Source organism: uncultured Caulobacter sp., from assembly GCF_947036865.1.
Lineage (GTDB): Bacteria > Pseudomonadota > Alphaproteobacteria > Caulobacterales > Caulobacteraceae > Caulobacter.
This window is the reverse complement of sequence record NZ_CAMQSF010000009.1, coordinates 1-24,235: the sequence shown is the minus strand read 5'-3', so window position 1 is coordinate 24,235 and position 24,235 is coordinate 1. Positions and strand designations below refer to the sequence as shown.

Genomic DNA, 24,235 nt, shown 5'->3' with positions numbered 1-24,235 from the left:
TCATTTAATTTGCACGGGAACGTCGAGGTCGCAATTGGTCAGGCTCGGGCCGAGTTGTTCGCGACGCTTGGCGAGCAGGGCCTGGAAGGCCGGACCGCGCGTGTCCATGACCTGGATCGACGGGCGCTTGTCTGCGGGCAGGTCGGCCAGCAGCTTGACGCTGATCATCTTGTCCTGCGGATCGGGCACCGGCTCCCCGGTCTTGATGCTGCGGACGACGTCGAGACCCGACAACACGCGGCCGAAGGCGGTGTAGGTCTTGTCCAGCGCGGCCATGGTCTGGCGCATGAAGAAGAACTGGCTGTTGGCGCTGTCGGGGTCGCCCGCGCGGGCCATGCCGAGCACGCCCGGACAGAAGTTCCCCCAGCTGGCCACCTTGCGGTCGGCCGTCATCACGGCCAGGGCGGAATTCTGGCTGCTCACCGGCAGGGCGCCGATCCAACCGCTCTCGCCGGTTCCGACCTTGAAGCCCTGGGCCAGCGGCGTGTCGGCGCCGCGCCGGAAGGTGAACTCCGCCACCAGGTTCGGCTGATCGGAGCCGCCGACGCCGGTGTTCTGCGGATCGCCCGTCTGGGCCATGAAGTCGCCGATGACGCGGAAGAAGGTCAGGCCGTCATAGAAGCCGCTCTTGACCAGGCTCCGCACGCGCTCGACGTGGTTGGGCGCGGCCTGAGGATAGAGCTCGGCGATGATCCGGCCCTTGTTGGTCTCGACGACAATGACGTTGTTCGGGTCCGGCGTGCGCCAATCGGAGACGGTCTGGGCCGAAGCCGTGGTGGCGGCGAGCGCCAGCGCGGCGGCGGTCATGGCGAGCTTCATCGAATTCCCCGAACAGAAGAGATCGGGTGGGGGCGTAGAACGCCACGCCGCCCCGGACAAGTGTGAGGGCCTTTCAAGCGCAGGAATTCGACCGGATCGGGGCGAAGCGCGGCCGGCCGCGCCATCGCCGGTCGATCAGGATCCGCGAAGCCGCCTCGAAGCCTCAAGCCTTCTCGGGCTCGCCCAGGAAGTCCTGGGCGAATTCCGGCGCCTCGTCGTCGAGATCCAGCGGGTCCTCGTCCTCGCCGGCGCGCAGACCCAGCGGATCGGGCACATTGAACCCCGGCGGCAGGTTCATCTCCAGCAGGCCGGCGGCCTTCATCTCCGCGATGCCGGGGAGATCGGCCAGGCTGGCCAGGCCATAGTGCTCCAGGAAGGCGTCCGTCGTCCCGAAGGTCACCGGCCGGCCCGGCGTGCGGCGGCGGCCGCGCATGCGGATCAGACCCAGCTCCAGCAGCACGTCCAGCGTGCCCCGGCTGGCCTGGACGCCCCGCACCGCCTCGATCTCGGCCCGGGTCACCGGCTGGTGATAGGCCACGATCGCCAAGGTCTCCTGGGCGGCCTTGGAGAGGCGTCGCGGCTCCTCGCGCTCCTCCGTCATCAGGAACGCGAGGTCGGTCGCCGTCTGGAACCGCCACCGGCCCGCCACCTCGACGAGCTCGATTCCCCGCCCCTCATAGCGGGCTCGCAAACCCGCGATCCCGGCGGCGATGTCCGCGCCCTCGGGCAGCCGCTTGGCGAGGTCGACGTCGCTGAGCGGCTCGGCCGCGGCGAACAGCAGGGCCTCGATGCAGCGCTCGACGAAGAGGGGTTCGAGTTCGACGGTCATCCCCAACCCATACCCGTTTCCCCCGGCGAACGCCGGGGCCCAGATTCATCCTGACCGACCAGGAATGATCCGAGATGCGCCCCTTCAACCCGTCGGCCGGGCGTGGGTTCGATCTGGACCCCGGCGTTCGCCGGGGAGAACGGACGGGGGGTAGGCTTCACGCCTCGACCTCCAGCGGCTCCGCCCTCGTTCGCAGATAGATGTCGGAGAAGGCCTCCAGCTGGCGCGCTTCCAGCACGCCTTCCTTGACCAGCTCCAGCGAGGCCGACAGCGTCGAGGCCAGGTACGACGCCGGCGACGGGCCGTCGTCCTCCTCCAGAACCCGCTCGATCGGCGCCACGGTCGAGAGCACGGTCCAGTCCGTCATGCGCGGCAGCAGCCCCCGCAAGCGATCACGCGCGTCCTCCAGCGGATAGGCGGTCGGCGGGCGTGGCGCGTAGTGGCGGCTGTGCTCGCGCTTGCGCTGCTCGATATAGGCGCTCATCAGCCCGTAGAGGTCGCCTTCCAGGCGCGTCGAGGAGACGATCCTGACCGCCTCGGGATCGCCGCGCATGAAGACATCGCGGCCCAGGATCGGACGTTCCTTCAGGGCCTCGACGGCCTTGCGCATCACGTCCAGCTTGGCGAGGCGGAAGGCTAGTTGGGCGGCCATTTCCTCGGCGGGCGGCTCCTCGGCCTTGGCGCGCTCGGGCTTGGGCAGCAGCAGGCGGGACTTGAGGTAGGCCAGCCAGGCCGCCATCACCAGATAGTCGGCGGCCAGCGAGAAGCGCACGCGCCGCGCCTGCTGCACGAAGGCCAGATACTGCTCGGCCAGCCGGGTGATCGACAGCTGCAGCAGATCGACCTTCTGGCTGCGCGCGAGCGCCAGCAGCACGTGCAGCGGACCTTCGTAGCCCTCGATGTCGATGACCAGCGCCGCGCCGTCCTCGGCCGCCTCCTCGGCGGCTTCGAAGTCGAAGGTCGGCTGGAAGCCCGTGTTCAAGCGTACTTTCCGTCGAACGCGGCGTCGAAGCGGGCGCGGGCCTCGGCGACGTCGAAGGGTTCCGGAACCTTGACCAGCCGCCCCATGACGGCCTGAGCCCGCCGGCGGGCCTCCTTGGACATCCGACCGACGCCGGCCATCACGGCCTTCATCTCGTCCCTGTCGCCGTTGCAGTGCAGGACGACGTCGCAGCCGGCCGCGAGGCTGTCCTTGGCGCGCTGGCGGAAGTCGCCGGACAGCGCCTTCATCGACAGGTCGTCGCTCATCAGAAGCCCGTCGAAGCCGATGGATTCGCGAATGATCTTCTTGATGGCCTTCTTGGAGGTCGTCGCCGGGTTCTTGCGGTCGATGGCCGTGTAGACGACGTGCGCCGTCATCGCCATCGGCATGTCGGACAGCACGCGGAACGGCGCGAAGTCGCGGGCGTCCAGCTCCGCCAGCTTGGCCTTGACCACCGGCAGTTCCAGGTGGCTGTCGGCCATGGCGCGGCCGTGGCCGGGGATGTGCTTGATGATCGGCAGGACGCCGCCGGCCAGAAGCCCTTCCGCCGCCGCCCGGCCCAGCGTCGCCACCTGCTCGGGCGTGTCGCCATAGGCCCGGTCGCCGATGATCTCGTGGCCCTTGGGATCGGGGACATCCAGCACCGGCACGCAGTCGACATTGATGCCCAGCGACAACAGATCGTGGGCGATCAGGCGCGCGCCCAAGCGGGTGATCTCGCGAGCCGTCAGGGGATCGTTGGCGACCAGTTCGCCATAGGCGCGGCCCGGTGGATAGACGCGCCAATGCGGCGGCTGCAGGCGCGCGACCCGGCCGCCCTCCTGGTCGATCAGGATCGGCGCGTCGGGGCGTCCGACCGTCTCGCGCAAAGCCGCGGTCAGGGCGCGGACCTGGTTGGGGTCGGCGATGTTGCGCTTGAACAGGATGAAGCCCCAGGGCTTCACGTCCCGAAAGAACGCGACCTCCTCGGCCGTCAGCGTGGTTCCGGCGCAGCCGAGGATGGCGGCGGAGGGGGCGCCCATCAGCAGGTTCACTTGACGAAGCAGGACTTGCCCGAGGCGGCGATCGCCTCGCAGAAGGCCTTGGCCGCCTCGCGGGTGGCGAAGCCGGTCACCGAGGTGCGGTAGAGGGTCACGCCGTTCTTGTCGACGGTCTCGACCTTCTTGCCCTTGCCGGCGGCGAGGCTCGGGGCCAGGCGCACGGCGTCGGCCCAGGCCTTGTCGGCCAGGGCGGGCGAGGACAGCGCCCCGATCTGCACCGAGGCGGCGCCGGTGGCGGACGCGACCGGCTTGGGCGCGGCGGCGGTCGTCACCGGTGCGGCGACGGGTTTGGTCGGCGCGGCTTGCGCCACTTGGACGGGCTTGGCGGCGGGACGGACGCCGGCGTTGGCGGCGGTGGCCAGAGACTCGATCGTCGGGGCCGGCGCGGCGGCGGCCGGCTTGGCGGCGGGCAGCGCGGCGGTCTCGACCGGCGTGGCGTTCACCGGCGCGGTGGGACGCGCCTGCGGGGCCTCGGGCGGCGGCGCGAAGGTCGCCGACGGCTGCGGCTCGTCGTTGTGATAGATTTGCAGACCCGCGGCGGGGTCCTTCGGCTGGCTGCCGGCCGGCGGCGGGGTCTTCATCTGGGCGACCTCGGTCCCGACGGCCTGCGGCGGCTCGTTGGGTCCGCGCACGCCGCCGCGATAGATCATGACCACGGCCACCACCAGCGTCACCAGCACCACCGCGCTGATGATCAGGGTCATGGGCAACGGGCGCGCCCCGCGCACGGGCTGACGCGCGTCGAACGACAGCGGCGCGTCGGTGGGCGGCGTATAGGCCCCGCGGTGCGGATCGGACATCTCAGGCAGGCTCCAGATACTCTTGCGCCCAGAACTGTGGACGCACGGATCGAACGCATCGAATCAGACGCGCGCGACACGAGGTTACCCAACGCCGGCCCGTCTCAGAAGCGCCCGCCCCGCTCAGGTGGCAGACGATAAGCCGTTCGCGCCGCGCGTCGAGAATCTAGTTCCAGACGTCGAGATGGAACAGCTTGCGGTGCTCTTCTATCGCGAAGCGGTCCGTCATGCCCGCGATATAGTCGCAGACCACGCGGGCTCGGCCGGCTTCGTCGCGGTTCTGCGACTTGGCGAACCAGACGGTCGGCAGGACCTCCGGCTCCTTCAAGAAGAGCGCGAACATTTCGCTCAGAATGCGGCGAGCCTGGCTGCGCGTGCGATTGACCCGCCAGTGGCGATACATGCGCTCGTAGAGGAAGGCGCGCAGCCGGGCCAGGTCCTCGGCCATGTCCGGCGAGAAGGCGACCAGGGCGTGGTCGAGGGCGCGAACCTCGTCGGCCGAGGCGACGCCGCTGGCGGCGGCCCGCTGCAGGGTCTCGCCCATCACATCGTCGACCATGGCCCCGATCATGCGCCGCACGGCTTCCAGGTGAGTCAGGCGCGGGTCGAGCTCGGGGCGCTCGCTCTTCACCGCGGCCAGGATCGGGCCGATCAGCGGCACGTCCATCAGTTCGTCGAGCGTGAAGAGACCGGCGGTGACGCCGTCGTCGACGTCGTGGTTGTTGTAGGCGATGTCGTCGGCCAGGGCCGCGACCTGGGCCTCGGCCGAGGCCCAGCCGTCCAGGCCCAGCTCGTACTCGTTGTCGTACTTCGAGATCGCCTTCCACGACGGCTTGCCCAGCTTGTTGGTCACCGGACCGTTGTGCTTGATGATCCCCTCCAGGGTCTCCCAGGTCAGGTTGAGACCGAGAAAGTCCGGATAGCGATGCTCCAGCTCGGTCACGACCCGGAAGGTCTGGACGTTGTGGTCGAAGCCGCCATAGGGCCGCATCTGGATCTCGAGCTCGTCCTCGCCGGCGTGGCCGAACGGCGGATGGCCGAGGTCATGAGCCAAAGCGATGGTTTCGGCCAGATCCGCGTCCAGGCCCAGCGCGGTGGCCAGAGAGCGAGCCACCTGGGCCACTTCCAGCGAGTGGGTCAGGCGGGTGCGGAAATTGTCGCCCTCGTGCGCCACGAACACCTGGGTCTTTTCCTTCAGCCGGCGGAAGGCCGAGGTGTGGATGATGCGGTCACGATCGCGGGCGAACGGCGTGCGCGTACGGCTTTCGTCCTCCTTGAAGCGGCGCCCCTTCGACCTGAAGGGATCCTCGGCATAGGGCGCGCGGGGAACGAAATACGAAGCCTGGCTCATGAACCGCCTTTATCGCCTTGGACGATTTGGCCTCTTCCGAAGAGGCCGCGACGCCCTCATATAGTCCGAAGGTAAGTTTTCCACAGCCCATGACCCAAGCCGACTTAACGCTTTCCGAAAACGCCGCCCGGCGGATCAAGGCCATCGCCGCCAGCGAGGGCCGCCCCCTGATGCTGCGCGTCGCCGTCGACGGCGGCGGCTGCTCGGGTTTCCAGTACCGCTTCGATCTGGTGGATAGCGTCGAGGACGACGACCTCAAGGTCGAGCGCGACGGCGCGGCGGCCCTGGTGGACGTCGTCTCCCTGGCGCTCTTGAAGGGCTCGGAGATCGACTTCGTCGACGAGCTGGCCGGGGCGGAGTTCCGGGTCAGGAACCCGAACGCCAAGTCCAGCTGCGGCTGCGGGGTGAGCTTTTCGATCTGAGGGCGCATCACCGCCATACCCGCCCTTCCCCCATCGAGGGGGAAGGGAGATTGCTTACCCTTCCCGCCCCTTAAGCCGGCACGAACTGCAGCAGGGTCAACGCCACGGCGCCCCAGGCCAGGGGCACGGCCATCGCGGCCCAAGCCAGCGGCGTCGCGCCCTTGCGCCACAGGATCCAGCCGGCCAGCGGCGCCAGCAGGCACACCGCCCAGAACGAGGCGGCGAAGGCGAAGCCCAGCCAGGCGATCGGGTTGAGCCGATTGCCGACGCGGTCGAAGACCAGCGGCGTAAAGATCGCCATCACGCCGCCCAGCACCGCGAACGCCAGGCAGACGCCCGTCGCCAGCGCCATCAACGCCAGCTGCGCGCGATCGATGGGTTTACCGCCCGACTTGAGCGCGACCTTCATGGCCTCTAGCCTCCCGCCGCAGTTTGGAGCCGTCAATGCGTATAGCCACCTGGAACGTCAATTCGATCAACGCTCGCCTGGAAGGCGTGCTGGCGTGGTTCGAATCAGAAGCGCCGGACGTCGCCGTGCTGCAGGAGATCAAGTGCGTCGACGAGAAATTCCCGGCCGAAGCCTTTGAAAGGCTTGGCTATAATGTCGTGGTCCACGGCCAGAAGACCTATAACGGCGTGGCGCTGCTGTCGAAATTCCCCGTCGAGGACGTCCGCAAGGGCTTGCCCTTCCTGTCCGAGGACGAGGTCGACGAGCAGGCGCGCTATGTCGAGGCGGTGATTGCCGCGCCGGTCCCGTTCCGGGTCGTCGGCATCTATCTGCCCAACGGCAATCCGATCGGCACGGAGAAGTTCGCCTACAAGCTGGCCTGGATGCGCCGCCTGCACGCCCATGCCCGGGCGCTGCTGGCCTTCGAGGAGCCGCTGGTCATCGCCGGCGACTACAACGTCATCCCCGAGCCCGAGGACGTCGCCAATCCCGAGGCCTGGACGGGCGACGCCCTGTTCCAACCGGAGAGCCGCGCGGCCTTCCGGGCCTTGAAGAACCTGGGCCTCGCCGACGCCTACATGCAGGCCGACGGATCGCCGGGCGGCTACACCTTCTGGGACTACCAGGCCGGCGCCTGGCAGAGGAACCTCGGCATCCGCATCGACCACCTGCTGCTGTCGCCGCAGGCCGCCGATCGGTTGACCGGTCTCGTCATCCACCGCGACGAGCGCGACAAGGAAAAGCCGTCGGACCACGTCCCCGTGGTCGGCCACTTCCGCGACTAGAGCGTGATAGCCGAAAGTGTGAGCGGTTTCGGCGGCTAGCACGCTCTAGATGTTAGAGACCGAGCCCGTCTGTTTCGAATGATCCCATTCGAAACAGTCAGGCTCTAGTGGCCCACTGTTGGGGAATCAGGACTCCCGCTAGCCTGCGTGGCCATGAGCGAGCTCGCGCGTCTTTTGCTGTTCGTGGCCATCGCCGGCTCGGCGGTGACGTTCCTGGGCAGCCTGGCCATCTGGTACGGCGACGAGGACCGGCGCATCCGCCGGGCCCTGCGCAATGTCCTGAAGAGCGAGCCGGAGGGCGTCGTCGTCGCGCGCGGCCGCGGACGCGGCGCGGGCTTCTCGTTCGACACCAACCTCCTGGCCGTCGCCTGGGATCGCGGCGCCTGGTGCCTGATCTATCGCCTGGACGAGCTGATCGGCGCGGAGCTGGTGGTCGACGGCCAGGTGATGGGGCGTGTTTTCCGTGGGGAGGGCCGCCGGGCCATCGACCATGTCGCGCCCCAGGCCCAGACGGTCACTCTGCGGCTGATCTTCGACGATCCCCGCCACCCCGACTTCAGGCTCGACCTCTGGGCGCCCGGCGACGAGCAGCGGCGCGAGAGCCGCTCGCCGGCCGAGCTGATGCAGGAGGCCAATCGCTGGCTGGCCCGCTGCGAGGCGATCGTGCGCCGCCCGCTGCCGCCGCGCCCCTCCGCGACGGTCGTCGCCGAGCCGGTGGTCGCCGCGCGGACCGCGCCGCCGCCAGTACCCGAAACCGTCGACGACTTCGAGGACGACGACGACGATTTCGACACCCCGCCTCCGCCCCTGCCCGACACGCCGCCGCCGCTGGCGCGTCGATCGTCGTTCAGCGAAGCGCGCCGAGCTTCGCCCGCGTCGCGTCCAACCGCGCCGCCCCCCGCGCGCCCGCCGGCCGCGCCGGCCCTTCCGCTCGAAGGTTTCGACGATCCGCCCTGGGACGAAGACGACCGCGCCGCGAACCCCGAGCCGCCGCCACAACCCGCCTATAAGCCGGTTTCCAAGGCGCGCCGGGAAACCGCCAGCGACCAGGACGAGCTGCCGTTCGATGATTGAGCCGGATCACGCTTTCGGCATGGCCGCCCGCCGCGTCAATTTTTTCCATTGCTGCGACGCAGCGGCGGGCGTAAAGCGCCGCCGCCGGTCCTGAACCGGCGCTTTGGAGCCTCGAGCCCCCATGGCGGGTAAAGACCCCCTCGCCGCGTCCGACACCGTTTCCCCGACATCGCAGACCTCCCACCACGGCCACGCGAGCTCGCGTTTCTGGCCGCTGGCGCTGGGCAGCGTCGGCGTCGTGTTCGGCGACATCGGCACCAGCCCCCTCTACGCCTTCCGCGACGCGCTGGCCGAAGCCGCCCGCGACGGCCTGGTGCGGGCGGAAATCATGGGCGTGCTGTCGCTGGCGCTCTGGGCGCTGATCCTGGTGGTGACGGTCAAATACGTCCTCTTCCTGATGCGCGCCTCGAACAAGGGCGAAGGCGGCGTGCTGTCGCTGATGGCCCTGGCCCAGCAGGGCGCGGCGGGCCGCACCCGCCTGATCTTCGCGCTCGGCGCGATCGGCGCGGCGCTGTTCTATGGCGACGGCGTGATCACGCCCGCCATCTCGGTCCTGTCGGCCGTCGAGGGCCTAAAGTCGGTGCGCGGCTTCGACGGCTGGTTCGGCACCCAGGAGGTGATCATCACCAGCCTGGTGATCCTGACCGCCCTCTTCACCTTCCAGGCCAAGGGCACGGCCAAGGTGGCCGGCGTCTTCGGCCCGGTCATGGTCGCCTGGTTCCTGTGCCTGGGCGCGATGGGCGTGTGGCACATCAAGGACGATCCCAGCGTGCTGGCGGCCCTGTCGCCGACCTACGCCGTCTATTTCCTGACCCATCACGGCCTGACCGGTTTCATGGTCATGGGCGCGGTGTTCCTGACCGTGACCGGCGCCGAGGCCCTGACCGCCGACATGGGCCACTTCGGGCGGGGGCCGATCCAGTTCTCTTGGTTCAGCCTGGCCCTGCCGATGCTGGCTCTGAACTATTTCGGCCAGGCCGCGCTGGCCTCCAAGGCCCTGGCGGCCGCCGAGGCCGCGGGCCATGCCCTGCCCAACGCCGACTGGTTCTTCCTGATGGCCCCCCATCAGTGGCGCTTCGGGCTGGTGCTGTTCTCGGGCCTGGCCACGGTCATCGCCAGCCAGGCGGTGATCACCGGCGCCTTCTCGCTGACCCAGCAGGCGATCCAGCTGGGCCTGCTGCCCCGCATGGACATCAAGATCACCTCGACCACCGAAGCCGGCCAGATCTATGTCGCGCCGATCAACTGGCTGCTGTTCGTCGGCGTGGTGCTGGTGGTGCTGTCGTTCCGCTCGTCCAGCGCCCTGGCCCACGCCTACGGCATCTCGGTCACGGGCACGATGGTCGTCACGACCATGCTGGCCTTCATCGTCGTGCGTCATGTGTGGAAGTGGAGCCTGTGGGCCGCCCTGGCCCTGATCGTGCCGCTGCTGGCCCTGGACCTGACCTTCTTCGTCGCCAACCTCTTGAAGGTGCTGACCGGCGGCTGGGCGCCGCTGGCCCTCGGCGCGGGCCTTTGCCTGTTGATGTCGATCTTCGTCACGGCGACCGAGCGTCTGCGCGCCAAGCTCAGCAAGGACGGCCTGCCCTTCGCCGACTTCCGCGAGATGATCGCCCGCCGGCCGGCCGCCTCGACGCCCGGCACCGCCGTCTACCTGACCGCCGACCCGGACACGACGCCGCCGGCCCTGATGCACAGCCTCAAGCACTTCAAGGTGCTGCACGAGCGCAACGTGCTGCTTCGCGTGGTCAACGAGACCACGCCGTATGTCGCCGACGAACAGCGCATCGAGACCCAGAAGCTGGACGAGCGGTTCTGGCTGGTCACCCTGCACTACGGCTACATGGAGAGCCCGAACCTGCCCAAGGCGCTGGCGGTGTGCCGCAAGCAGGGCCTGAAGTTCGACATCATGTCGACGTCGTTCTTCGTCAGCCGCCGAACGGTGGTGCCGTCGGTGGCCCAGGACGCCCTGCCCGCCTGGAAGCGCAAGCTGTTCACCTTCCTGACGCGCAACGCCGCCGACCCGACCACCTTCTTCCACCTGCCGCCGGGGCGGGTCGTGGAGCTGGGAACGCAGGTCAGCCTGTAGCGGCGCGACCCGGACCCTGGTTCGGACGGAAATCCTCGTCCTTCGACAGGCTCAGGATGAGGATTTTGCGCCAGGGGCCCGACAGTCGTCCTCACCCTGAGCCTGTCGAAGGGCGAGGACGGCTTCCGCGAAGGCCGTGAGCGCTCAGCGACCAAACAACAAGGCCGCCGCCCAGCCCGGGCGGCGGCCTTTTCGTTCGCGAGCGCGAGGGAGACCTACAGGTCCATATAGACGTGGGTCTCGGCCGCCGCGCCGGGGTGGGTCACCGCGCCCAGGTGGGCCGGGCCGACCAGTTGGGCGAACTTCCAGATCGCGCCGCTGTTGTAATTGGTCGTGCGCGGGGTCCATTCGGCCTTGCGCCGGGCCAGCTCGTCGGCGTCGACCTCCAGCTCGATCGTGCCCGCCTGGGCGTCGATGGCGATGATGTCGCCGTCCTTGACCAGAGCGATCGGGCCGCCGACGGCCGCTTCCGGCCCCACGTGACCGATGCAGAGACCGCGCGTGGCGCCCGAGAACCGGCCGTCGGTGATCAGGGCGATGTTCTCCACGCCCTGGCCGTACAGCGCCGCCGTCGTCGACAGCATCTCGCGCATGCCCGGACCGCCCTTGGGCCCCTCGTAGCGGATTACGAGCACGTCGCCCTCCTTGTAGTCGCGGTTGCTGACCGCCTCGAAACAGGCCTGCTCGCCATCGAACACCCGGGCCGGGCCGCGATGGGTCTGGTGCTTCAGGCCCGCCACCTTGACGATGCAGCCGTCGGGGGCCAGCGAGCCCCACAAGCCGACGACTCCGCCGGTCGGCGACAGCGGGTTGGAGACCGGGCGGATCACGTCCTGATCGTCGCGCCAGACCACGTCGGCCAGGTTCTCGGCCAGGGTCTTGCCCGTGACGGTCATGCAGTCGCCATGCAGCAGGCCGGCGTCCAGCAGGGTCTTGAGCAGCATCGGCACGCCGCCGGCCTCGCCCATGTCCTTGGCCACGTAGCGGCCGCCGGGCTTCAGGTCGGCGATGTAGGGCGTGCGGGCGGCGATCTCGGCCACGTCCTTGAGGGTGAATTCGATGCCGCACTCATGCGCCATGGCCGGCAGGTGCAGGGCGCCGTTGGTCGAGCCGCCGGTCGCGGCCACCACGACGGCGGCGTTCTCGAACGCCTTGCGGGTGCAGATGTCGCGCGGGCGGATGTTCTGCTCGATCAGCCGCATCACCGCCTCGCCCGAGGCCACGGCATAGGCGTCGCGGTCGGTGTACGGCGCCGGCAGGGCCGACGACAGCGGCAAAGCCAGGCCGATCGCTTCGGACACGCAGGCCATGGTGTTGGCGGTGAACTGGCCGCCGCAAGCGCCGTCGGACGGACAGGCGTGCTTCTCGACCTGGCAGAGGCGCTCCTCGCTGATCGCGCCGGCCGCGAACTGGCCGACGGCCTCGAAGACCTCCTGCACGGTGATGTCCTTGCCGTCCAGGCGGCCGGGCAGGATCGAACCGCCATACAGGAACACGCTCGGCACGTTCAGGCGCAGCATGGCCATCATCATGCCGGGCAGGCTCTTGTCGCACCCCGCCAGGCCGACGAGAGCGTCATAGCCGTGGCCGCGCATGGAGAGCTCGACCGAGTCGGCGATCACGTCGCGGCTGGCCAGCGAGCTGCGCATGCCCTCGTGGCCCATGGCGATGCCGTCGGTCACGGTGATGGTGTTGAACTGACGCGGCGTGCCGCCGGCCCGCTTGACCCCGTCGGCCACCGCGGCGGCCTGACGGTTCAGGGCGGTGTTGCAGGGCGCCGCCTCGTTCCAGCACGAGGCTACGCCGACGAACGGCTGGGCGATGTCGCGCGTGCCAAGACCCATGGCGTAGTAGTACGAGCGGTGCGGCGCCCGGGCCGGCCCCTCGGTCACGTGGCGGCTGGGCAGGTTCGACTTGTCCCAGGTGCCGTCGGGTTTCTTGGTCATGGCAACGCCCTTCGAAATACGAGCGCCGGGCTTAGCCCATGGCGGAGTTCGGCGGAAGAGTTTCGCGCCCAGTTTTTACCGAAGAAGCGTCGTGAACGCGGATTTTCCTTGCGGCCGAACCGTCCTTAAGCGACCAGGGCGCACGATCAGACCCTTCACCCTTCGACCGCCTGTTCCACCGCCAGCGCGAGATCCAGCGCTCGCGCCGCCTCCTCGCCGGTCACCACCGGCCGGGGCGCTTCGCCCCGAACGGCCGCCAGGAAGCCGGCCACCGACAGGCCCAGGGGGTCCTTGCCGGCCGGGGTCTCGGTGAAGTTCTCGATCAGCGGATAGGGCGTGGTGTTGCGGAAGGTGCGCTGCAGGAAGTCGATCTCGACCTCGCCCGACGGATAGACGACCTTCATCGTCCGCTCGCGGGCCTCGGCGACGCGGGAGCTGTCGAACACGGCCGTGAAGCCGTTGTCGAAGGTGGCCTCGGCCTTGACCCAGTCCAGAGAGGTCGAACGGGTGATCGCCCCCTCGCCTTCCACGGCGATCGGCTCGCCGTCGCAGAGCGCGAGCGCCAGGTCGATGTCGTGGATCATCAGGTCCAGCACCACCGAGACGTCGAGATTGCGGTCGGACGGCGTGCCGCGGCGCACCGCCTCCAGGCGCAGCGGCTGTTCGGGAATGTCGAGCAGGCCCATGGCCTGGAACACCACGCGCTCCTGATGGCCGCAGGCCAGCGGCAGCCCGGCCTTGGCGGCGGCGGCGACCATCCTGTCGGCGTCCTCCGGGGTCACGGCCAGAGGCTTTTCCGAATAGACCGGCTTGCCGGCCTTCAACGCCGCCAGGGCCGGCGCGGCGTGGTGCACCGCCGGCGCGGCGACCGTGACCACGTCGACAGCGGCCAGGAAGGCGTCCAGGTCGTCGAAGCCCCGTGCGCCCAGCGACCCGGCCAGCGCCTCGGCGCGGGCGAGGTCGATATCGTAGACGCCCACGAGCGCGACGCCCTCTAGCTCTGCGTACTTCTTGGCGTGATAGCCGCCGAACACCCCGGCGCCGACGACGCCGGCCCGAAGCGGAGAAGCAGGAGAGCGCGCTTGAGTCATGGCCGGCTGTCTACCGCGCTTTGGGGGCGCTTAGAAGCACTGGAGACTTGCGTAAGGGCGCGCTAAACATCCGTTTGAACCGGCGGCGCTCAACGCCGAACAGGGAGGACCCTCATGACCACCTCGCGCGAAATCCGCCTCAAGAGCCGCCCCGTCGGCATGCCCCAGGCGTCGGACTTCGAACTGGCCAGCGTCGACCTGCCCGCGCCCGGCGACGGTGAGATCCAGGTCAAGAACCTGTGGATGTCGGTCGATCCCTACATGCGCGGCCGCATGTATGATCGCCCCAGCTACGTGCCCCCGTTCCAGCTGGGCCAGGCCCTGCAGGGCGGCGCGATCGGCCAGGTCGTCGCCTCCAACGATCCGGACTTCAAGCCGGGCGACATCGTCAATTCGATGTTCGGCTGGCGGGAATACTACAACGCCCATCCCAAGGCCCTGGCCGGCGGCGGCCTCGGCGCGATTACCAAGATCGAGACGCACGGCCTGCCGCCCCAGGCGTTCCTGGGCGTGGTCGGCATGCCCGGCCTCACCGCCTATGTCGGCCTGCTGCGCATCGCGGCGCTGAAGGACGGCGACGTCGTCTTCGTCTCGGCCGCCGCCGGCGCGGTGGGCTCGGTCGTCTGCCAGATCGCCAAGCTGAAGGGCCACACCGTGATCGGCTCGGCCGGCGGGTCCGAGAAGGTCGCCTTCCTGAAGTCGATCGGCGTCGATCACGTCATCGACTACAAGGCCACGCCGGACGTCGTGGCCGAACTGGCCAAGGTCGCGCCCAAGGGTATCGACGTCTATTTCGAGAACGTCGGCGGCGTGCACCTGGAAGCGGCGATCAACTCGGCCCGTCCGTTCGCCCGCTTCGCCCTGTGCGGCATGATCTCGCAATACAACGAGACCGGTAAGCCGGAAGGCCCGCCGAACATCATCCAGGCCGTGGGCAAGAGCCTGCGCCTGGAGGGCTTCATCGTCTCGAACCACGCCGACCTGTTCCCGCAATTCGCCAAGGACATGGCCGAGTGGATCAAGGCCGGGAAGATCACCTGGAAGGAGACCGTCGAGGACGGCGTCGAGCGCGCGCCCGACGCGTTCCTCAAGCTCTTCACCGGCGAGAACCTGGGCAAGATGCTGGTCAAACTGGGCTAGTTCCCGACATCTCCTGGGGGTAGATGACCACCGTCCGCCCCCAGGAGATTCAAATGCCCGTCGCCCACCTCAAGCGCTGGAACCTCTCGATCGGCGACGGCCAGCCGCTGGCGGTGATCGCCGGCCTGAACGTTCTGGAGAACCTGGACCTGGCGCTCGAGGTCGGCCGCGAGCTGAAGGCGGTCTGCGCCGAGCTCGCCCTGCCCTATGTGTTCAAGGCCAGCTTCGACAAGGCCAACCGTTCGTCGATCAAGAGCTATCGCGGCCCGGGCCTGGACGAGGGCCTGAAAATGCTGGCCGAGGTCAAGCGCCAGCTGAACGCGCCGATCGCCACCGACCTGCACGAGCCCTACCAGGCCGAGCCCGTCGCGGCCGTCGCCGACCTCGTGCAGATCCCCGCCTTCCTGTGCCGCCAGACGGACCTGATCGTCGCCACCGCCCGCGCGACCGCCGCTCAGGAGGGCATCCTTCACGTCAAGAAGGCCCAGTTCATCGCCCCCTGGGACTGCAAGAACATCATCGACAAGTCGCGCGAGGCCGCGCCCGGCGTCGAGATCGTGCTGTGCGAGCGCGGCTCCTCGTTCGGCTACAACAACCTCGTGGTCGACATGCTGGGCATCGAGGAGATGCGCCGCCTGGGCGCGCCGGTCAGCATCGACGCCACCCACGCCGTGCAGCTGCCGGGCGCCGATCCGCGCACCGGCGGCGCCTCGACCGGCGGACGCCGCGCCGGCGTGCCGATCATCGCCAAGGCCGCGATCGCCGCGGGCGCGGACGCGGTGTTCCTGGAGTTCCATCCCGACCCGGACAGCGCCCTGTGCGACGGCCCCAGCTGCCTGCCTCTGGACGGCGCGGCGGCCCTGCTGAAGACGCTGAAGGCGCTGCACGCGGCGGTGCGCGCCTAGACTCTCGCCGCTCGCGAGGCCGTGATCGTGCGTGAGGCCGGAGAGCCGCGCGCGCGCGTTCGCGGCCGCCGAGTCGCGCCGAGGCGAGCGCTAGACGGGCGTGGTCTTCGCCTTCGGGGCGAGCACGCGCATGCTCCACCCGCCCCGCGACCGCCGCTGTCGGCGCGCCGAACAGCAAGTCAGTTTAGGGAAAGCCCTGGAATCCATGGGTTCCGACGACTTCCCGCCAGCGGCGAGCTCCGTCCCGCCCGACTTTTTTCTCGCAACTGCGAAATCCGCGTGATTTCCGGTAGCGAATTTGTGATCGAGGTTTTACTGTAGGTCCCAACCGGCGGATCTCCGCGCCGGATCATTCCGAGATCTGACGACATGAGCGATCGCTCCTCCCTCTTCGACGTGCGCTCCTCCACGAGCGTGACCCTCGATCAGGTTGTTCGCCGAGATACGGTCGAGATCCCCGCCGAAGTGCCCCTGGCCATGCCGGTCCAGCCCCTGGGCTTCTGGCAAGGCGGTCCGCGCCGGGCCACCGCGCTGGTCGCCAACATGACGCTGCGCCGCTGGATCATCGCCCTGGCCACGCTCGCCATGGGCTTCGCCGGCTGGAAGGCCAGCTACGACACTATCGCGCTGGGCGGCGTGACCCGGCTGGAGGCGGTCGTTCTGACCCTGCTGGCCCCGCTGTTCCTGGCCCTGTCGCTGTGGTTCTGCACCGCCGTGGCCGGTTTCGTGATCCTGCTGGGCAAACCCAAGGACCCGCTCGGCATCGACGGCGCGGCCCCGATGCCCAAGCTGCACACCCGCACCGCCATCCTGATGCCGGTGCACAACGAGGACGCCGCCGCCGTCTTCGCGCGCCTTCGCGCCATGGACGCCTCGATCGCCGAGACCGGCATGAGCCGGCACTTCGACATCTTCGTGCTCAGCGACACCCGCGACGCCCAGGTGGCCCTGGCCGAGCAGGCCTGCTTCGCCCGCTTCCGCCGCGAGGCGCACAGCAACGTCTACTATCGGATCCGCAAGGAAAACACGGGCCGCAAGGCCGGCAACGTCGCCGATTGGGTCCGCCGGTGGGGCAGCGCCTACGAGCACATGCTGGTGCTGGACGCCGACAGCCTGATGACCGGCGAGGCCATGGTCCGCCTGGCCGACGCCATGGAGCGTCACCCGGGCGCCGGCCTGATCCAGACCATGCCGATGATCATCAACGGCCAGACGATCTTCGCCCGCACCCTGCAGTTCGCCACGCGCCTCTACGGCCGCGTCGCCTGGACGGGCCTGGCGTGGTGGTCGGGAAGCGAGAGCTCGTTCTGGGGCCACAACGCCATCGTGCGCACCCGCGCCTTCGCCGAGACCTGCGGCCTGCCGCACCTCGCCGGCCCCAAGCCGTTCGGCGGCGAGGTGATGAGCCACGACGCCCTCGAAAGCGCCCTGCTGCGCCGCGGCGGCTGGAGCGTGCACCTGGCCCCCTATCTGGAGGGCTCCTACGAGGAGAGCCCCTCGAACCTGCTGGACTTCGCCACCCGCGACCGGCGCTGGTGCCGGGGCAATATCCAGCATGTGCCGCTGGTCGCCCTGCCCGGCCTGCACTGGATGAGCCGGATGCACCTGGTGATCGGCGTGCTCAGCTACGCCCTGTCGCCGCTGTGGTTCGTGGCGCTGTCGGCGGGCGTCACCTCGCGCGCGCTGATGCCCGAGCTGAAGAAGGCCGCCTTCACCATGGCCGACCTGCAGGCCGCCGCCCACGCCCTGATCGACTGGCGCGAGATCCAGGCCACCGCCTGGGCGATGATCATCACCTTCCTGCTGCTGTTCGGGCCCAAGATCATGGGCTCGATCCTGGTCTTCTCGCGCAAGCAGGAGATCAAGGGCTTCGGCGGCAAGCGCCGCGTGGCCGCCGGCCTGGCGATCGAGATGCTGCTCTCGGCCCTCGTGGCCCCGATGCTGATGTTCACCCAGACCCGGGCCATCGTCGAGATCCTGGCCGGCAAGGTCGGCGGCTGGGCCACCCAGCGTCGCGACGCCGACAAGGTCAGCTTCAAGGAGGCCTCGGCCGCCATGGGCTGGATCAGCGTCACCGGACTGATCCTGGCCTCGGTGTTCTGGTTCACGCCGGACCTCTTCACCTCGACCGCCCCGATCCTGCTGGGCCTGGTTCTGGCCGTGCCGCTGACCATGCTGGGCGCGCACAAGGTCGCCGGCCTGAAGCTGAAGGCCAACGGCCTGTTCATGACGCCGGAGGAACGCCGCCCGCCGGCCATCGTCCGCGCCGCCCTGGGTCCGGCCTGCGAGCCGCCGATCCGCTGGTTCGCCCGCGACGGCCGGCCGATCGGCCCCACCGCCAAGGTCCGCGACGCCGCCTGATATCGGCGCGTCAAGCGCTTTGATGATCTGGCCGGGGCGCGGCCGGAAGAGTAGAAGCGCGACTTCGTTTCTCTCTCGGAGCTTCGCCCCGTGTCGCGTCTGTTCAGCGCCTATGTGATCGTCGACTGGAGCGCGGCGGCCAAGCCGACCACCGGCGCCGACTCCATCTGGATCGGCGTGCTCAAGCGCGACGTGCGCTTCCGCCTGATCTTCGAGAGCTTCAATCCCGCCACCCGCGCCGAGGCCGAGACGCGCCTGGCCGCCATCCTCGACGACCTGAAGAAGCGCGGCGAGCGGGCCCTGGTCGGCTTCGACTTCCCGCTGGGCTTCCCGCGCGGCCTGGCCCAAGCCCTGGCTTTGCCGGGCGAGACGCCCTGGCGCGCGGTCTGGGACCAGCTGGCCAAGATGGTCAAGGACAAGGCCGACAACACCAACAACCGCTTCGGCGTCGGCTCGGAGATCAACCGCCGCCTGACCGGGGGCCCCTTCCCGTTCTGGGGCTGCCCGCCCAAGGACGCCCTGACCACCCTGCAGCCCAAGCGGGCGCGCGAGCATGGCGAGGGCGACCTGCCGGAGTTCCGCCATGCCGACGAGGCCGCCAAGGGCGCGCACTCGATCTGGAAGCTCTATTACAACGGCTCGGTCGGCGGTCAGGCGATCATGGGCATCCCGGCCGTGCGCCGGCTGAAGGACGCGCGCGGCGAGGCCGTGCGGGTGTGGCCGTTCGAAACGGGCTTCAAGGCCCTGACCGACGCCGATCTCGACGGCGTGGCCGTGGTCGTGGCCGAGGTCTATCCGTCGCTGCTCAAGGCGGCCGCGTCGGCCGGCGAGGTCAAGGATCTGGCCCAGGTGCGCAGCCTGGCCGAGCACTTCGCCAAGCTGGACGAGACCGGCAAGCTCGGCGCGCTCTTCGCCGCGCCGAAGGGGCTGTCGGACGAGGCGCTGGCGGCGGCGGAGGCGGAGGAAGGCTGGATCCTGGGGGCTTAGTGGAACCGAGACCCTCGCCCTTCGACAAGCTCAGGGTGAGGATCTCTACTGCAAGCGTCTGCAATCGTCCTCACCCTGAGCCTGTCGAAGGGTGAGGACGCGGCACGGTCGCTACGCGTTCTGGGCCGCCCTTCGATCCCGCCAGTCCAGCATCCGGAACCGTCCGACCAGGAACGCCGCCGCCAGGAAGCTGGTGACGATGATCGAGATCAGCACCCCGTTCAGGCCCATGCCCCTGGGGATCGCCAGCCACCAGGCCAGCGGCCCCATGACCAGGGCGTAGCTGATCAGGTGGGTCACGGTCGGGATCCACACCTCGCCCCGCGCCCGCAGCGCCTGGGCCGCCACCACCTGCACCGCGTCGGGCGCGAAGAACAGGCAGGACAGCGCCATGGCCGGCAGGATCAGGGTCAGGGCGGCCGGGTCGGTGGTATAGGCCAGCGCCACCCAAGCCCTGAGCGGATAGAGCATCAGGCCGAACACGATCCCGACCACCGCGATCGCCGCGAAGGCGATCCAGCCCGCCCGCTTCATGCCTTCCGGATCGCGCGCGCCATAGGCCCGCCCGACCTGCACGGCGGTCGCCGTCGCCACGCCCAGCGGCACCATGAAGACGATGGCCGAGACGTTCAGCACCACGGCGTAGGCCGCCACGGCGAGGCTGCCGATCCAGCCGCAGACCAGGTTCATGCCGGCGAAGGCCGAGACCTCGAAGAAGTTCGACGCGCCGGCGCCGTAGCCGATGCGACGCTGCTCGACCTCGGCGGGCCGATCGCGGGCGGGCTTGTCGAACACGCCGAGGGTCCGGGAGTCCTTCATCCGCAGCACATAGACGCCCAGGGCCAGGGCCAGCGCCGTGCGGGCGACGAAGGTCGACCACGCGCCGCCGACGGCGCCCATCGCGGGCAGGCCGAAGGCTCCCGGCACGAACAGCAGGTTGGCGCCGAGGTTGACCAGATTGGCCAGCCACATCATCGCCGCGCCGGGACCGGGTCGGCCCAGGCCCTCCAACCAGAAGGTCAAGGCCACCGACACCGCGTAGACCGGCAGGGACAGCGAGAAGACGACCAAGGGCGCGGTCGCGCCGTCGGCGAGGCCGTCCTTCAGGCCCAGCGCGTGCAGGAACAGCGGCCCCAGCAGCGCCAGGACCAGGGCCGAGCCGACGCCGAGCCAGCCGGAATAGACCAGGCCGCGCCGCAGCACCGCCCCGGTCTCGTGCGGATTGCCGGCCCCGATGGCGCGCGCCGTCATCACCTGGATCCCGACCAGCAGTCCGACCGTGGCGGTGACCGCCACGGAGGTCGGCGCCCAGGCCATGGCGTGGAAGCCCAGCTGCCGCGCGGAGAAGTGGCCGACGACGATCGCGTCGGTCAGGCCCATGACCATGATCCCCAGGCGCGACAGCACGACCGGCCCCGCCAGGCGGAGCAGTTCGAGAAGGTCGGTCATGATCGGGCCGCGCGATCGCTTCGGCGGAAGCATCGCTTCGGCCGCGTCGCGCGGCATGGGGTCACCCGTGTCAAAGAAGGGCGCGAAACTGGCCCATGCCCGATTTCTAGGCAAGCCCGCATGTAGTGACGCTTGGAACATCGCGCCACCCCAGCGGTTCTCCGGGCTCCCCCTCTCACAGGAGACCGCGCCGTGGCCGAGACCCAGACTCCCGAATTCGAAGAGACCGGCGACCGCGTCGCCCAGGCCTATCGCGATATCCAGGCTCCGCTGGACGCCAAGGAGGAGCGCTCCTTCCAATCGGAGGACGCTGGCGACGAGGGCCAGAAGAGCCAGGCCATGCAGGCCGGCGCCCGCCCCTACCCCGCTCCGCCGTTCCCCCGGCAGCACCAGGCCAAGCCGGGCGAGGAAAGCAAGCTCGATCCTCAGCCGATGTACGACGCGCCGTACTACAAGGGCTCGGGCAAGCTGCAGGACAAGGTCGCGCTGATCACCGGCGCCGACAGCGGCATCGGCCGCTCGGTGGCGGTGCTGTTCGCCCGCGAGGGCGCGGATGTCGCCATCGCCTATCTGAACGAGCACGAGGACGCCGAGCAGACCCGCCTGGCCGTCGAGCTGGAGGGCCGCCGCGCCATCCTGCTGCCCGGCGACGTCGCCGACCCGGAGTACGCTCGAAGCGCGGTCGAAAAGACCGTCGCGGAACTCGGCCGCCTCGACGTGCTGGTCAACAACGCCGCGTTCCAGGAGCACGTCACCGACTTCGAGGACCTGACGGAAGAGCACTTCGACCGCACGCTCCGCACCAACCTCTACGGCTATTTCCACATGGCCAAGGCGGCGGTGAAGCACCTGCCCAACGGCGGCTCGATCATCAACACCGGCTCGGTCACCGGCCTGCTCGGCAACAAGGACCTGCTGGACTATTCGATGACCAAGGGCGGCATCCACGCCTTCACCCGCTCGCTGGCCACGCACCTGGTCAAGAAGGGGATCCGCGTCAACGCCGTGGCCCCCGGCCCGGTCTGGACCCCGCTGAACCCTGCGGACAAGATGGCGCCGCAGGTCGCCGAGTTCGGCTCCCAGACCCCGATGAAGCGCGCCGCCCAGCCGGAGGAGATCGCCCCGGCCTATGTCTTCCTGGCCTCGCCCCAGACCGCCAGCTTCATCACCGGCGAGATTCTGCCGATCATCGGGGGCTATACGGGCGGCTAGCGGCGCGGCCGTCCTCGCTCACCCGGACGCATGGTATGCAGGCGGCTCCCTAAACGGAGTCGCCCCATGGCCCGCCGCGTCGCCCTCGTCTCCCTGCTGGTCGCCGACTATGACGAGGCGATCGCCTTCTATGTCGGCAAGGTGGGCTTCACGCTCGTCGAGGACACCGACATGGGCGGCGGCAAGCGCTGGGTGGTGGTGTCGCCAGGAACTGACGGCGCGGACATCCTGCTGGCTCGGGCGACCGGCGAGCAGGCCGAGGCGATCGGTCGCCAGGGCGGCGGGCGCGTCTGGCTCTTTCTGCATACGGACGACTTCGCCGGCGATCACGCGCGCATGACCGCCGCCGGCGTCCGGTTCCTGGAGGCGCCGCGCCACGAGGCCTATGGCTCGGTGGCGGTGTTCGAGGATATCTACGGCAACCGCTGGGACCTGTTGCAGCCCAAGGCCTGAGGCCGAGCCGCGTCAGGCCTCCGGAAAGGCCTCGGCGGCGTAGGTCCGCAGCTGATCGGCGACATCGGGCGGCCAGTCCTGGATACGCGCCTCGAACCCGGCCGCGTCTCCGGCGAACAGGGAGCGCATGGCTTCCTCGAAGCCCGGCAGATCGCCGCCGATCGCCGAGGCGAAGCGATAGGCCGCCTCGCGCGCCGCGCGGACGCGATCGGGGCCTTCCTGCTCGCGACGCGCGGCCTCGACCAGCTTGCGCAGCGCCACCGACGCGCCGCCCGGCTGGCCGGCCAGCCAGTCCCAGTGACGCGGCAGCAGGGTGACCTCGCGGGCGACGACCCCCAGCTTCGGCCGGCCGCGTCCGCGCGGCGCCTCGCCGGCGGGCGCCAAGCGCGCGGTCAGGGCCTCGGGTCCGCCGCTCAGGTCGAAATCCGTGGAGCCGCCGCGTGGTCCGAAGATCACCACCCCGGCCTCGCCCGCCAGGCGCTGGGCCGCCAGCGCGGCCTCAAGGCGCGATCCAGCCGCCACGCGCCGATGGCCTTGGAAGACAACGTACCGCTCTTCCATCACATCAGCCCCTTGCCGTTCAGCGCCGCGATCCAGTGCGAGCGGCGCGCCTTCAGCCGGCTGTCGCGCCCGAACCGGTCCAGCCCCTCGATATCGACGACCTCCAGCGCGTCGAACACGAAGGCGTCGGGCCCATGCGTCTTCCAGGCGGTTTGCAGGCTCGCCTCGCGATGCGCCCCGTGGCCGAGCGAGAACCAGATCCCGCTCTGGCGAGTCGATAGATCGGGCGTGGCGCCGATCCATGCCTCGCCGGTCACGGCGCAGCGCACCGCGTAGATCCCGGCCTCGACCTTGCGTTCTCTGTATTGGCGCAGCAGCGCCTTGCGTCCGGACATGCGGTCCTCCTGGACGCGCTTTTGCCCGGGTGAAAATCCGGAGTCAATATTATCCGGATAAAAGTCCGTCTTGCTAAGCCTGACTTGGCTTGTAGGCGACGTAGCCCCGCTCGACCATCCGGCGGGTGGCTTCGTAGACCGAGACCAGCTCGTCATAGGTCGAGCGCAGATGGGCCAGCCGGGCGACCTGCGCCTCGGAGAGACTGGCCCCGGCGTCGACCATCGCGGCCGCTTCCGACACCCACTTGGCGCGGGCGGTGGCGGCGGCGACGGCCAGACGCTGGAAGCGTTCGCCCTCGGCGCGGCCGACGGTCGCCCCCAGCACGGCCTTGTTCGAGGCGAACGCGGTATAGTCGATCTGCTCCAGATAGCCGCGCAGGCGGCGCTGGACCTGGGGGTCGGCGTCGCTGGGCTCGAAGTGATCGCCCGTCCGCCGCGTGCTCGTGGTCATGATGGACATGACAGCCTCCGATCCGGCCGGGAGCGGCCGTTCAGACCCCGCAGCGTACGCCCCACAGTTTAAGGACGGGTTGAAGTCGCCCCGCCCTCGCCCTGGTCAGAGCAGCTTGCGGAAGCCCAGGCGCACCGTGCGGCCCAGCGGGTCGAGATAGTCGCGCTGATAGGCCTGCGGCGTCGCGCCGCTCTGGTCGTGGACCGACTGCTTGGCGTTGAACAGGTTCTCGAAGTTCAGCGAGGCCTGCACGCCCTTCAGCAGCGGATACTTGTCGACCCACTTCTTGCGCTGCGGGACGCTGAAATTGGCGAACAGATTGACCCCGACGGTCGCCAAGTCCGAGAAGTACAGCGTCTGACCGCCCGTGGAGCCGCCGTCGACCCAGGTCGAGGCCCTCCAGGTGGCGTTGAAGCGCATGCCCACGCCGTCCTTGAAGTAGCCGCCCTGGACCTGCACCTCGTGCCTGGGCTGGCCCGTGCGCGAATTGATCGCCGAGCCGTTGAGCTGGTCGAGAACCGGCAGCCCCTTGCGAATGGTCACTTCGTCCGACAGGCGCCAGGTGTGATAGATCGAGAGCTGCAGCAGACCCTGGCCCGGCCGGATCATGCCGGGCGGGGGACCACCGCCGCCACCGCCCGGGCCGCCAGGGCCGCCGCCGCCGAAACGGCCGCCGCCGCCACCGCCGCCGAAGCGGGGCGGACC

The 24,235-nt window shown here is 69.4% G+C and carries 23 protein-coding genes and 2 pseudogenes; 10 read left to right on the top strand and 15 right to left on the bottom strand.

Annotation, left to right across the window (positions count from 1 at the left end):
• The 6 genes from Q0V34_RS07850 to Q0V34_RS07825 form a co-directional block, all read right to left on the bottom strand.
• Complete coding sequence (locus Q0V34_RS07850) at positions 1 to 819, bottom strand: peptidylprolyl isomerase (protein WP_297510235.1); 819 nt, start codon at positions 817 to 819, stop codon at positions 1 to 3.
• Between the two features lie 163 nt (positions 820 to 982).
• On the bottom strand, positions 983 to 1,648 hold the full coding sequence (gene scpB / locus Q0V34_RS07845; protein WP_297510232.1) for an SMC-Scp complex subunit ScpB: 666 nt from the start codon (positions 1,646 to 1,648) through the stop codon (positions 983 to 985).
• A 157-nt stretch (positions 1,649 to 1,805) separates the two neighbouring features.
• Entirely contained in the window at positions 1,806 to 2,630 is an 825-nt protein-coding gene (locus tag Q0V34_RS07840) for a ScpA family protein (RefSeq protein ID WP_297510229.1), read from the bottom strand.
• Positions 2,627 to 3,664, bottom strand: coding sequence for a beta-N-acetylhexosaminidase (gene nagZ / locus Q0V34_RS07835; RefSeq protein ID WP_297510226.1), 1,038 nt, complete (start codon positions 3,662 to 3,664; stop codon positions 2,627 to 2,629). The genes Q0V34_RS07840 and nagZ overlap by 4 nt, the downstream gene beginning before the upstream one ends.
• A complete protein-coding gene (locus Q0V34_RS07830; RefSeq protein WP_297510223.1) occupies positions 3,661 to 4,470 on the bottom strand; it encodes an SPOR domain-containing protein in 810 nt (269 codons plus the stop codon). The genes nagZ and Q0V34_RS07830 overlap by 4 nt, the downstream gene beginning before the upstream one ends.
• Positions 4,471 to 4,636: 166 nt before the next feature.
• Positions 4,637 to 5,821 carry a deoxyguanosinetriphosphate triphosphohydrolase gene (locus Q0V34_RS07825; protein ID WP_297510220.1) on the bottom strand — a complete coding sequence of 395 codons (1,185 nt, stop codon included), beginning with the start codon at positions 5,819 to 5,821 and terminating at the stop codon, positions 4,637 to 4,639.
• 89 nt (positions 5,822 to 5,910) lie between these two features.
• On the opposite strand from Q0V34_RS07825, the gene erpA reads away from it, so the two are divergent.
• On the top strand, positions 5,911 to 6,243 hold the full coding sequence (gene erpA, locus Q0V34_RS07820) for an iron-sulfur cluster insertion protein ErpA (protein ID WP_297510217.1): 333 nt from the start codon (positions 5,911 to 5,913) through the stop codon (positions 6,241 to 6,243).
• 70 nt (positions 6,244 to 6,313) lie between these two features.
• Here erpA and Q0V34_RS07815 read toward each other — a convergent pair whose 3' ends face one another.
• The gene (locus Q0V34_RS07815) at positions 6,314 to 6,688 is read right to left on the bottom strand and encodes a hypothetical protein (protein ID WP_297510214.1); all 375 of its coding nucleotides are present in this window, start codon (positions 6,686 to 6,688) and stop codon (positions 6,314 to 6,316) included.
• On the opposite strand from Q0V34_RS07815, the gene xth reads away from it, so the two are divergent.
• The 3 genes from xth to Q0V34_RS07800 all read left to right on the top strand — a co-directional run bounded on the left by xth (position 6,688) and on the right by Q0V34_RS07800 (position 10,639).
• Positions 6,688 to 7,476: an exodeoxyribonuclease III gene (gene xth, locus Q0V34_RS07810; RefSeq protein ID WP_297510211.1), complete on the top strand. Its 789-nt coding sequence runs from the start codon at positions 6,688 to 6,690 to the stop codon at positions 7,474 to 7,476. The genes Q0V34_RS07815 and xth overlap by 1 nt on opposite strands.
• A 153-nt stretch (positions 7,477 to 7,629) precedes the next feature.
• Entirely contained in the window at positions 7,630 to 8,550 is a 921-nt protein-coding gene (locus Q0V34_RS07805; protein WP_297510209.1) for a hypothetical protein, read from the top strand.
• A gap of 121 nt (positions 8,551 to 8,671) precedes the next feature.
• Complete coding sequence (locus Q0V34_RS07800) at positions 8,672 to 10,639, top strand: potassium transporter Kup (RefSeq protein WP_297510206.1); 1,968 nt, start codon at positions 8,672 to 8,674, stop codon at positions 10,637 to 10,639.
• 23 nt (positions 10,640 to 10,662) lie between these two features.
• Here Q0V34_RS07800 and Q0V34_RS07795 read toward each other — a convergent pair.
• The 3 genes and pseudogenes from Q0V34_RS07795 to Q0V34_RS07785 all read right to left on the bottom strand — a co-directional run.
• Positions 10,663 to 10,759: pseudogene (locus Q0V34_RS07795) on the bottom strand (hypothetical protein); the annotation flags it as partial.
• 95 nt (positions 10,760 to 10,854) lie between these two features.
• The gene (gene ilvD / locus Q0V34_RS07790) at positions 10,855 to 12,585 is read right to left on the bottom strand and encodes a dihydroxy-acid dehydratase (protein ID WP_297510201.1); all 1,731 of its coding nucleotides are present in this window, start codon (positions 12,583 to 12,585) and stop codon (positions 10,855 to 10,857) included.
• Positions 12,586 to 12,740: 155 nt separating this feature from the next.
• Positions 12,741 to 13,676 carry a Gfo/Idh/MocA family oxidoreductase gene (locus Q0V34_RS07785; protein ID WP_297510198.1) on the bottom strand — a complete coding sequence of 312 codons (936 nt, stop codon included), beginning with the start codon at positions 13,674 to 13,676 and terminating at the stop codon, positions 12,741 to 12,743.
• 114 nt (positions 13,677 to 13,790) lie between these two features.
• On the opposite strand from Q0V34_RS07785, the gene Q0V34_RS07780 reads away from it, so the two are divergent.
• From Q0V34_RS07780 to Q0V34_RS07765, 4 genes are all read left to right on the top strand, one after another.
• Positions 13,791 to 14,816, top strand: a complete 1,026-nt coding sequence (locus Q0V34_RS07780) for an NADP-dependent oxidoreductase (protein ID WP_297510195.1) — start codon at positions 13,791 to 13,793, stop codon at positions 14,814 to 14,816.
• A gap of 53 nt (positions 14,817 to 14,869) precedes the next feature.
• Positions 14,870 to 15,721, top strand: a complete 852-nt coding sequence (gene kdsA / locus Q0V34_RS07775) for a 3-deoxy-8-phosphooctulonate synthase (RefSeq protein WP_297510193.1) — start codon at positions 14,870 to 14,872, stop codon at positions 15,719 to 15,721.
• Positions 15,722 to 16,090: 369 nt separating this feature from the next.
• A complete protein-coding gene (gene mdoH, locus Q0V34_RS07770; RefSeq protein WP_297510190.1) occupies positions 16,091 to 18,082 on the top strand; it encodes a glucans biosynthesis glucosyltransferase MdoH in 1,992 nt (663 codons plus the stop codon).
• A gap of 90 nt (positions 18,083 to 18,172) precedes the next feature.
• Positions 18,173 to 19,069, top strand: coding sequence for a cobalamin biosynthesis protein CbiG (locus tag Q0V34_RS07765; RefSeq protein WP_297510187.1), 897 nt, complete (start codon positions 18,173 to 18,175; stop codon positions 19,067 to 19,069).
• Between the two features lie 111 nt (positions 19,070 to 19,180).
• Here Q0V34_RS07765 and Q0V34_RS07760 read toward each other — a convergent pair whose 3' ends face one another.
• Complete coding sequence (locus Q0V34_RS07760) at positions 19,181 to 20,575, bottom strand: MATE family efflux transporter (RefSeq protein ID WP_297510185.1); 1,395 nt, start codon at positions 20,573 to 20,575, stop codon at positions 19,181 to 19,183.
• Between the two features lie 135 nt (positions 20,576 to 20,710).
• On the opposite strand from Q0V34_RS07760, the gene Q0V34_RS07755 reads away from it, so the two are divergent.
• On the top strand, positions 20,711 to 21,730 hold the full coding sequence (locus Q0V34_RS07755) for an SDR family oxidoreductase (RefSeq protein WP_297510182.1): 1,020 nt from the start codon (positions 20,711 to 20,713) through the stop codon (positions 21,728 to 21,730).
• A gap of 66 nt (positions 21,731 to 21,796) precedes the next feature.
• The gene (locus Q0V34_RS07750) at positions 21,797 to 22,183 is read left to right on the top strand and encodes a VOC family protein (RefSeq protein WP_297510180.1); all 387 of its coding nucleotides are present in this window, start codon (positions 21,797 to 21,799) and stop codon (positions 22,181 to 22,183) included.
• A 12-nt stretch (positions 22,184 to 22,195) separates the two neighbouring features.
• Here the strand turns inward: Q0V34_RS07750 and Q0V34_RS07745 are convergent, their stop codons facing one another.
• The 4 genes and pseudogenes from Q0V34_RS07745 to Q0V34_RS07730 form a co-directional block, all read right to left on the bottom strand.
• Positions 22,196 to 22,744 carry a DUF2239 family protein gene (locus Q0V34_RS07745; protein WP_297510177.1) on the bottom strand — a complete coding sequence of 183 codons (549 nt, stop codon included), beginning with the start codon at positions 22,742 to 22,744 and terminating at the stop codon, positions 22,196 to 22,198.
• Entirely contained in the window at positions 22,744 to 23,079 is a 336-nt protein-coding gene (locus tag Q0V34_RS07740; protein WP_297510174.1) for a GIY-YIG nuclease family protein, read from the bottom strand. The genes Q0V34_RS07745 and Q0V34_RS07740 overlap by 1 nt, the downstream gene beginning before the upstream one ends.
• A gap of 73 nt (positions 23,080 to 23,152) precedes the next feature.
• Positions 23,153 to 23,539, bottom strand: a complete 387-nt coding sequence (locus tag Q0V34_RS07735; protein ID WP_297510171.1) for a hypothetical protein — start codon at positions 23,537 to 23,539, stop codon at positions 23,153 to 23,155.
• A gap of 96 nt (positions 23,540 to 23,635) precedes the next feature.
• Positions 23,636 to 24,235, bottom strand: a pseudogene (locus tag Q0V34_RS07730) (TonB-dependent receptor); the annotation flags it as partial.